The organism is Marinomonas transparens (genome assembly GCF_016463975.1).
GTDB classification, from domain to species: domain Bacteria; phylum Pseudomonadota; class Gammaproteobacteria; order Pseudomonadales; family Marinomonadaceae; genus Marinomonas; species Marinomonas transparens.
Genome location: NZ_JAEMNX010000049.1, coordinates 1 through 9,039, shown reverse-complemented (window position 1 = coordinate 9,039; position 9,039 = coordinate 1). Strand labels below are relative to the sequence as shown.

2 protein-coding genes and 1 tRNA gene are annotated in these 9,039 nt (G+C 45.3%); 1 reads left to right on the top strand and 2 read right to left on the bottom strand.

The features are described 5' to 3' along the window. Positions 1 to 159: 159 nt before the first annotated feature. Positions 160 to 236 (bottom strand) — tRNA-Met (locus tag I8J31_RS20480). Positions 237 to 658: 422 nt separating this feature from the next. On the opposite strand from I8J31_RS20480, the gene msrA reads away from it, so the two are divergent. Beyond that, positions 659 to 1,318: a peptide-methionine (S)-S-oxide reductase MsrA gene (msrA, locus tag I8J31_RS20475; protein ID WP_199470443.1), complete on the top strand. Its 660-nt coding sequence runs from the start codon at positions 659 to 661 to the stop codon at positions 1,316 to 1,318. Positions 1,319 to 1,442: 124 nt separating this feature from the next. On the opposite strand, the gene I8J31_RS20470 is transcribed toward msrA, so the two are convergent. Then, a complete protein-coding gene (locus tag I8J31_RS20470; RefSeq protein WP_325101233.1) occupies positions 1,443 to 9,026 on the bottom strand; it encodes an Ig-like domain-containing protein in 7,584 nt (2,527 codons plus the stop codon). Positions 9,027 to 9,039: the final 13 nt, after the last annotated feature.

Sequence of the window (9,039 nt, the reverse complement as noted above, 5' to 3'; positions counted from 1 at the left end):
TTTTCTTAATTAAAAAGCGAACCTACGACCTTTGATCTTTACTCGGTTGCGGGAGCACTTTTCTTAATTAAAAAGCGAACCTACGACCTTTGATCTTTACTCGGTTGCGAGAGCACTTTTCTTAATTAAAAAGCGAACCTACGACCTTTGATCTTTATTTGGTTGCGGGAGCAGGATTCGAACCTACGACCTTCGGGTTATGAGCCCGACGAGCTACCAGACTGCTCCATCCCGCGACAAATAATTTTCGCTAACATGCTGTTGATTAGTTGCTTAAGGGAGCACTTCACTTAATACAAGTGAACCTACTACCTTCGAATTATAAGCCCCACGAGCTACTATTCGGCGACTAATCATCATTGATTACAAAGTGTTTTTCGCTATGAAAAACACCCTCTATTGTCTTCGAGTAAAAAACCCTATGAACAAATAGAATGTGCCACTCCGTATCAACGAGGTGCGTATTATAGGCAGATTAAATAAGGAGTCAAGTCCGGTTCTGGAATAACCCACTATTAGTTTTATAAATCAGCAAACTAAGTCATCTGACCTTGCTATTCGTATTAGCTAAACAGATTTAAAAGTACTTGTACCTACCTCTATCGACCTGTAAAAAGTATTAATCAAATTATCTCTATCACCATTTTTGGAGACGAACATGCCAAGTATCATTGAAAAAATTCTTAAAAAATCCGCGATTCCAGATAAGAATAGCGCCCTTTCCGGCAGAGATGATGTTATGAAAATTTCAGGGATCCATGCCGTAAACAAAGCCTCTTTACACGCCCCCCTACAGGAAAACGAATCTGCTATTGTTCTCGGGCTGGGTTGCTTCTGGGGAGCGGAACGTAAGTTTTGGAATACACCAGGAGTCACCATCACTTCTGTCGGCTATGCGGGGGGATACACGCAAAACCCAACATATGAAGAAGTCTGCTCTGGACAAACAGGCCATGCGGAAGTGATTAAGGTGGTTTTTGATACCACTCAAATATCACTAGAGGGTGTATTAAGAGTCTTTTGGGAAAATCACGACCCAACCCAAGGCATGCGTCAAGGTAACGACATAGGTAGCCAATATCGCTCTGTAATATACACACTGAAAGAGGAAGATTTAGCGATAGTAGAGGCCAGTAAAAACACCTATCAAAAAGAATTAATCAAGGCGGGACACGCTATGATAACAACGGAAATTGAGCCACTGGATGTTTATTACTTTGCTGAAGAATATCATCAACAATACCTTCATAAAAACCCAAATGGATACTGTGGCTTAGCAGGCACAGGAGTAAGCTGCCCTATTGGTTTGGCTCTTTAAAAAGAACACAAAACAACAATATCTAAACAGCACACCCCACACATCAAAAAAAACAGACATAAAAAAACCGAATTAGACTTTCCGCTGAAAAGCTAATTCGGTTTTTTTGTGTGCCTAGACTAACCTAGCCATCAATGTTGATACTGTACTCTTGGTCGTTGAAAATAACCGTGATCGAATCCGTACTGTTCACGATACTATTTCCATCAGAGTCAAAGTCCGAATCGTCCCCAAAGGTAGCAACATCATTACCATCTATCTTCACACTACCATCTGTGACACTCACATGAGCCGATAGGAAATCAGTAATAGCAGCCATATCTGCATCACTATCTGGCGCACCATCAACACCAGTGAGCAAGTCGGTTAGGTCCAAGGAATCTTCTCTAGCGTTGAAGTCGGTGATTAGGTCATTAGCCTGCTCACTCCAGCCATTAGCTTGACCGTGATCAGTAAGAATAAACATATCTTCGCCTGCACCACCAGTCAGAGTATCAGCATCCCAGTCCTCCGAACCTATCATGCCGCCTAATAGCATATCATCGCCATCACCGCCAATTAACGTATCTGCTCCGTCTCCACCGATAAGAACGTCATCACCGCCTTTACCGTCCAGCGTTTCTTCACCTGACCAGTCATCTCCTCCCCTGCCTCGTAAATCATTGGCCTGATCATCTCCAGCTATACTGCCATTCTCTTCTTGCACTCTATCGATATCATCAATTTCAGAAACTCTTGCTTCAATCGACTCAGAGTCCTCCACATAGGTCACACGATCTTCCATATCTAAGAAAGTATGGAAAGTTGGGTAATCACTACTACCTACTACGGCATAACTACCAACACTACCGTCGGAACTAACGGGCGCAAGAGAGACATCTAGATCGTAAGCGCCACCCTGATCCCAATAAACAATCTCGATGGAGTGATTACCATCACTATCAACAGTAAAGGTATTAGTATCTGTAGAAAATGCTTGGTTTTTATTCGTCGTTATGACTAATTTTCCATCAACCCTAATTTGATAACCATCATCGGCACCGACCTTGATGGAGTAAGTGCCAGCAGCTAACAGCACACTACCTGAAAGCCTTACTGCAGCATCGCCAGACTCTGTCGACGGATGAGAGCTTAACGAGTCACTATCCTTACCAAGGAAAGCTTCAAGGTTACTGCCTCGGCCAAGATCACCTCGTCCGTCATTATAACTCACAGTGGTTGAAGTAAAGGTAGCATCCGCCTTACCAGAATCCATAACGGCTTCAACATCGTCTAAACCACCTAGCTGACGGTAAGCCGCAAAGAATTCACCATGCAGTCCTGACATACCACCAGTAGCACCACTGGTTGTGGACACATCATTAGTATCAATCAAGGTCGTCGTTGTAATAGACTCACTACTACCACCTTCCGTACTCGTCACCGTCACAGACAAGTCAAATTGACCCACTGATTTAGGCGCTGATAACATCAAGCCATCAGCCTGATTTTCGGACAGTGAATAAGTACCATCACTCGCAGGCGAAATAGTATTACCGTTGGCATCGAGTAATAAAACCTCTGCTGGAAGCGCTGCAATCTCATAAGTCAGTGTTTCACTGCCATCATTATCAGTTTGCTGTCCGCCAAGAGAAACTGGATACAAGATAGTCTCGCCTGCTTCAGTACTAGACACAGACAAGTTGTCATAAATGACACCGCCATCATTGTCATTAGAGTACGGACCAAATGAAGCTAACGGAGGTGTATCAGGTCCATTATAGGTGACTGAACTAGAACCAGCCGTCACCGTAATGGATTCACCCTCAATAACAGAAACAGTGAAAGTGAAGCTCTGTCCATTAGAGACATCTTGATTTTCTGCGACAGCGACAATTTCTTCACCATCCGCTGTCACGTGGACAATACGCAAGTCCTTACTAATGGCCTTACCAGCACCACCAGACCCACCGTCAGGCCCATAAAATGCGCTATAATTGACCCACTCGGCACGGTAGTAATCATCAACATTTGCTGGATTATTTAGGTCATTAGAATCACTAGGTTGGTAACCAAATACAATACCAACCGAGTTATTCTGACTATCAAGAGCCTCACCGCTCGCATCTGGATCAACTTCAACAGAAATCTCATAGCTATTTTGAACACTATCTAAAGTACTGTCGTAAGCACTATGTTTAAACACAGCAGACTTACCAGAGTTAGACATTTCTTTAAGCACGCCATCCGTATCACTCCAAGCACGACCATCATCATTATCACCAGTGAGTGAAATAGATTTCCACTCCCAATGATTAAGGTCAGTGAACTTCTCTGTATAAAGAGGCTCACTCAACTCAATAGGTCGACCTACTTCCACATTAAGTTCAGGCGCATCCACAACCGCTGTCACAGAAAGGTCTAGTACTCCGCCATCACCAGTGTTTGTCTGATAAGTAATATCAGGCACATCACCAGACCAATCCTCTACTGGTGTAAAGGTATAAGACCCGTCGGCATCAATAACCAAATCACCGATACCCGTAATAGCTAACGTTTCGCCAGCATCTACAGATTGGCTACCAACAGAGAATGAAGCAACCAATGAATCACTCTCATTCGCTAACACTCCTTCAGCTGCCGTAGCACTGATCACAGTATCTTCTAGGCCGCTAGCGCTATCGAAGGACGTCGTAGTTGTCACAGACTCACTGCTACCACCTTCCGTACTCGTCACCGTCACAGACAACTCAAACTCATCTAATGCCTCAGGAGTAGACAACACCAAACCGTTAACCTGATCCGCTGACAATGCATAAGTACCATCACTCGCTGGCGATATCACATTGCCACCCGCATCAAGTAACGTAACCCCTGTTGGAAGCGCTGCAATCTCATACGTTAGCGTTTCACTGCCATCGTTATCGGTTTGCATCCCAGAAATAGTCACCGGGTACAAGGTATTTTCGGCTATTTCAGTGACATCCGCAGCACTACGAGATACAGAAACATTGTCATAAATTACGCCGTCATCGTTATCCACTGAGTAAGGACCAAATGAAGCCAACTGAGGCGTATCAGATCCGTTATAGGTCACTGAGCTGTCGCCAGCAGTAACTGTAATGGATTCCCCGTCAACAACAGAAACCGTAAAAGTAAAGTTCTCTCCATTAGACACATATTGATTATGTGCTACCGCCAAAACGGTCGAAACACCATCCACAACATGGGAAATACGCAAATCTTTACTATCAGGGTGATCGCTATATGAATTACCAAAATTGATCCAATCAGCGCGATAGAAATCGGTTGAATCAACATAGCCAAACACTAAGCCAACGCCATTATTGTAAGAACCTAGGCTTTCAGCACTATCAGCATTTGGATCCACATCAACAGAAATGTCATAACTATCTTGAACGCTCAATAACGCATTATCCGCAGTACTGTCTTTCAGCACTGCCGAGTTAGCAGAATTAGAGTCCTCTTCAAGAATATTACCGCGAGTAGACCAAGCACCATCATCACCTGCAATTAGGAAGTCACTACCATCAGCCTTCTTAAGGTCAGCGCTACCAGCGTCAAAACGAACCGACTTCCACTCTGAACTAGAAGAAATACTAACGTTACTAAAGTTCTCAGTATAAAGAGGAAGATTCGTGCCTAGAGCAGAGCCTATCTCAACACTAAGCTCAGGGGCATCCACAACACCAGTAACAGATAAATCTAACGTTCCTCTATCTCCAGTGTTTGTCTGATAGGTAATATCAGGCACATCACCAGACCAATCTTCCACTGGGGTGAAGGTATAGGATCCATCGGAATTAATAACCAAATCACCAACATTAGAGATAGTTAGCGTTGATCCAGCATCAGTCGTCGTTCCTCGACCAACGGAGAATTGAGTCACTAGCAAATCAGTATCAAGATCGACATCATTCGCTAATACCCCTTCCGCGGCGGTAGCGCTAATCACCGTGTCTTCTAAACCGGTATTAGCATCATCAACGACCAAGGTATCGCCATTCGCTACGGTAATATTCAGTGTATTAACAGAGGAATCCCCATCAGCATCCACTACAGTATAAGAATACGTAAGCTCAGTAGACTCTGCGGTATCTAAAGAAGCAATCAGACTATCACTTGGAGCGAAGGAGTATGAGCCGTCGCTATTAAGAACAAGCTTGCCATTATCATCGTCAACTGTTTGCGCAACCACATGACCTAAACCATCCCCTCCAGCATCTATCTCAACAATGCCTGATAATACAGCAGGAAGAGGCTCAACATGGGCAACAATAGAACGGGTCGTGCTTTCACCCTCTGGCGTAGAAACAGTTGTCGACACATTTCCATTCGCATCACTAAAACCGTCTAATGACACTCTATATGTTACGCCATTAACAGTAACATCCGTTGATGGCAACTCCCCTAAGGTCACCAAATCATCAGTGCCATTATTCCCTCTATTCGCCGTTTCATCATGGGTAATAGGTAAATCCAATTCAATGAGTTGTGTCTCACCATCAATCAACAGTGTAAATGTCACCACCATAGTCGTCGATTGTAATGTCTCATACCTTGAACTTATCTCGCCGTTATCATGAGTAAAGCTCGCAACCGTAAACTGACCATCAATGTTTTCAGTAGATTGACCAGTAGTGTCTGACAATTCAAACCTACTTGGTCCGTTATTGTCATTATCATCATCCCAAGTCAAACCTTCAGAATAACGATCACCATCACTCTCTGTAGAATCAGTATTACTATTACTTCCGCCACCAAATTGAGTGTCTGAAAAACCGTTAGCAAATGAACCGACCGTAAATGACTCAACAGGTGTAGGCACATACAAGGACTCGGAGGTAGTCACAGAAGTCGGTGCATCGTACATAGAGACACTGGCTGTATCAACATCTGAAACATTACCAAATTTATCGGTAACAGTAGCACTCACTGCTAGTGTATTGCCGGGTCCTGGATTGGCAAAAGCAGTACTAACCACACTCGTTTCAAGTATCGACTCATCTACCACAATACTCTTCGTTGTTGTGCCATCTGTCAGTGTTAAGATGTCACCCACTTCCACATCACTTGGCAAAGTCACATCAACATTAATGTCGCCATCAAGCTCACTATTGCTAATAACACCATCACTATCCGTATCTTCACTGATCACGACAGTCGCTGAAGCGGCTGAAGTATCTACCAAGACACTGTCAGAGTGAGATTCAGACACATTACCAAATTGGTCCGTCAAAGTAGCACTGACTTCGAATGTATTTCCGTCTCCAGGGTTCGCGAAAACAGTATTCACAGAGCCCACTTCAAGCACGGCAGCATCCACAAGAATATTCGTCGTGGTCATTCCATCTGTTACTGTGATGGTATCGCCTTCTACAGCACCACTTGGTAGAGACACTGCGACATTAATATTTCCATCAAGCTCACTACTGCTAATGACCCCGTCTTCGTTTATATCTTCACTGATTGAAACCACTGGAGCACTATTGTCATCTCCCGCTAAGGTATCAACGATATGAGCTGAGTCAGCACTGCTGATCACGCTATTACCCGCAGCATCGCTGGACGTTACGTTTATAGTGAACTCGGTATCAGCGGCTAAGTCACTGCCCGCCACATCCACTGTCCAATTACCATACGCATCAACCGTTGTGCTGTAAGCGTGGCCATTAATTGTCATCGTCACGCTATCACCTGACGTAATATCGCCACCCGTTGCGCTACCTGACATACTGAGAGTTTGATCGCTTTCTGTTGCGTTGATCACATTATCTGCTGTGATCGCATTCACGGTTACTACGCCCGCATCAGCAGAAGTGTCTTTAGTAATCGTATCCCATGACTCTTGAGAAGCCGTATTTCCATAACTATCAGTAGCATTGACAACTATATTTAGCTCACCATCTGCTAACGTTGATACATCAATGATATTGGTAAAGAATCCAATATCATCAGGATCTTGTATAAAGCCCTCAGTAATCGTTAACGTCTGACCTTCGCTGTCTGTGATCGTAATTGAAGTAACATCACCACCGAGTTCTACAAAGGTTTCGACAGTCAAATTACCTGTCTCATCAAAGTTAATAATCATGTCGCCGCTAGGGTCAGAGGCTAATACATCAACCTCTGCAACCGTATCGACAAAATACGACTGCGTGCTTGGAGTGGAGAATGGATTACCTGCCTCATCCTCTCCTGAAACCGTAACAGTAACGACATTACTAAACTTACCGGTAACAAGATCTGAGCCCAACACATTGACAGAATATAAATAATGTCCGTCAGCATCTTGCTCTTCAGACACGGTTCCCGTGCCAATAACAACGCCATCCACGGTGACAGTTAGCGTGTCACCCGGTTGCGCCGCACCGCCAACATAACCAGTGACTGGCACTTCATTTCCTGCCGCCGCTTCCTCAGAGTTTATGACCTTATCATCCGTCAACGCGTAAACAACAATGTCCCCAAAAGCGGTCAGATCTACACCGTGTGTAGAAGTCGCGGAGCTTATTGCCGTGTTACCAGCCGCATCACTTGATACCACATCTACATTGAATACCGTATTAGCCGCTAAGTCGCTACCTGCCACATCAACAGACCACGCACCTTCGCTGTCCACTTCACCAGTGTAAGTGTTCTCACCAATCGTGATACTCACTGCATCACCGGCCGCAATGTCACCACCGGCTGCGGTACCTGTTACAGTAATCGTCTCTCCGCTTTCTGCCTTGTTGATCACATCATCTTCTGTGATGCTATCAACCGTTACCGTACCCGCATCCGCTGAGGTATCCGATCCTGCCACTGTTTCACTGGCTTGCGTCGAGACGTTACCCGCCGCATCCGTGATTTGTGCTGTAACGGTACCTTCTGGTGCCACTTCAATCGTCACAACACCCGCTGTCATTTCTTCAGCAGAAACACTGTAGGTCGCGCCGTTGATGGTTAAGGTGTCTGTGTCAACATTGAAGTCATCTGGCAAGCTGATGGTCGCGGTTACCGTGCCATCTTCACCAAGTTCTTCTGCGTTGTAGATGCCATCTGCGCCTGCGCTTTGCAAGCTGATGCTTGGTGCACCCACGCTGGTGTCTGTTGTACTAATAGACGTGCTCGTCGCTTCAACCACGTTACCCGCCGCATCCGACAAGCTCGCTGCCACGCTATCACCTGGGGTGACTTCAATAGCAACGCCGTTTTCAATTTGTTCTGCGGTTAAGGTAACAACCACCTCGTCGCCACCGTTCACGCTGTAGGTCAAGGTATCGCCAATTTCAGAACCCGCTACCGACATGGTCGCTGTGATGGTGCCATCTTCGCCAATCTCTTCCGAGTTGTAGATGCCATCTTCGCCTGCGCTGTCGAACGTGATGCTTAGCGTACCGATACTAGCGTCCGCACTTGCAACCGTTTCGCTGACTTCTATTGAACTGTTACCCGCCGCATCCGACAAGCTTGCCGTTACGGTATCTTCTGGGTGTACTTCAATCGCAACGCCATTCGCAATTTGCTCTGCGTTTAACGTCACAGAAGTGTCTGTTCCGTTCACGCTGTAGGTCAAGGTATCGCCGACTTCAGAACCCGCTACCGAGATCGTCGCAGTCACTGTGCCATTGTCACCAAGCTCTGCTGCGTTATAAACACCATCATCGCCGGTGCTTTCGAGCGTGATACTTGGTGTCGCAATAGTCGTATCCGATCCTGCCACTGTTTCACTGGCT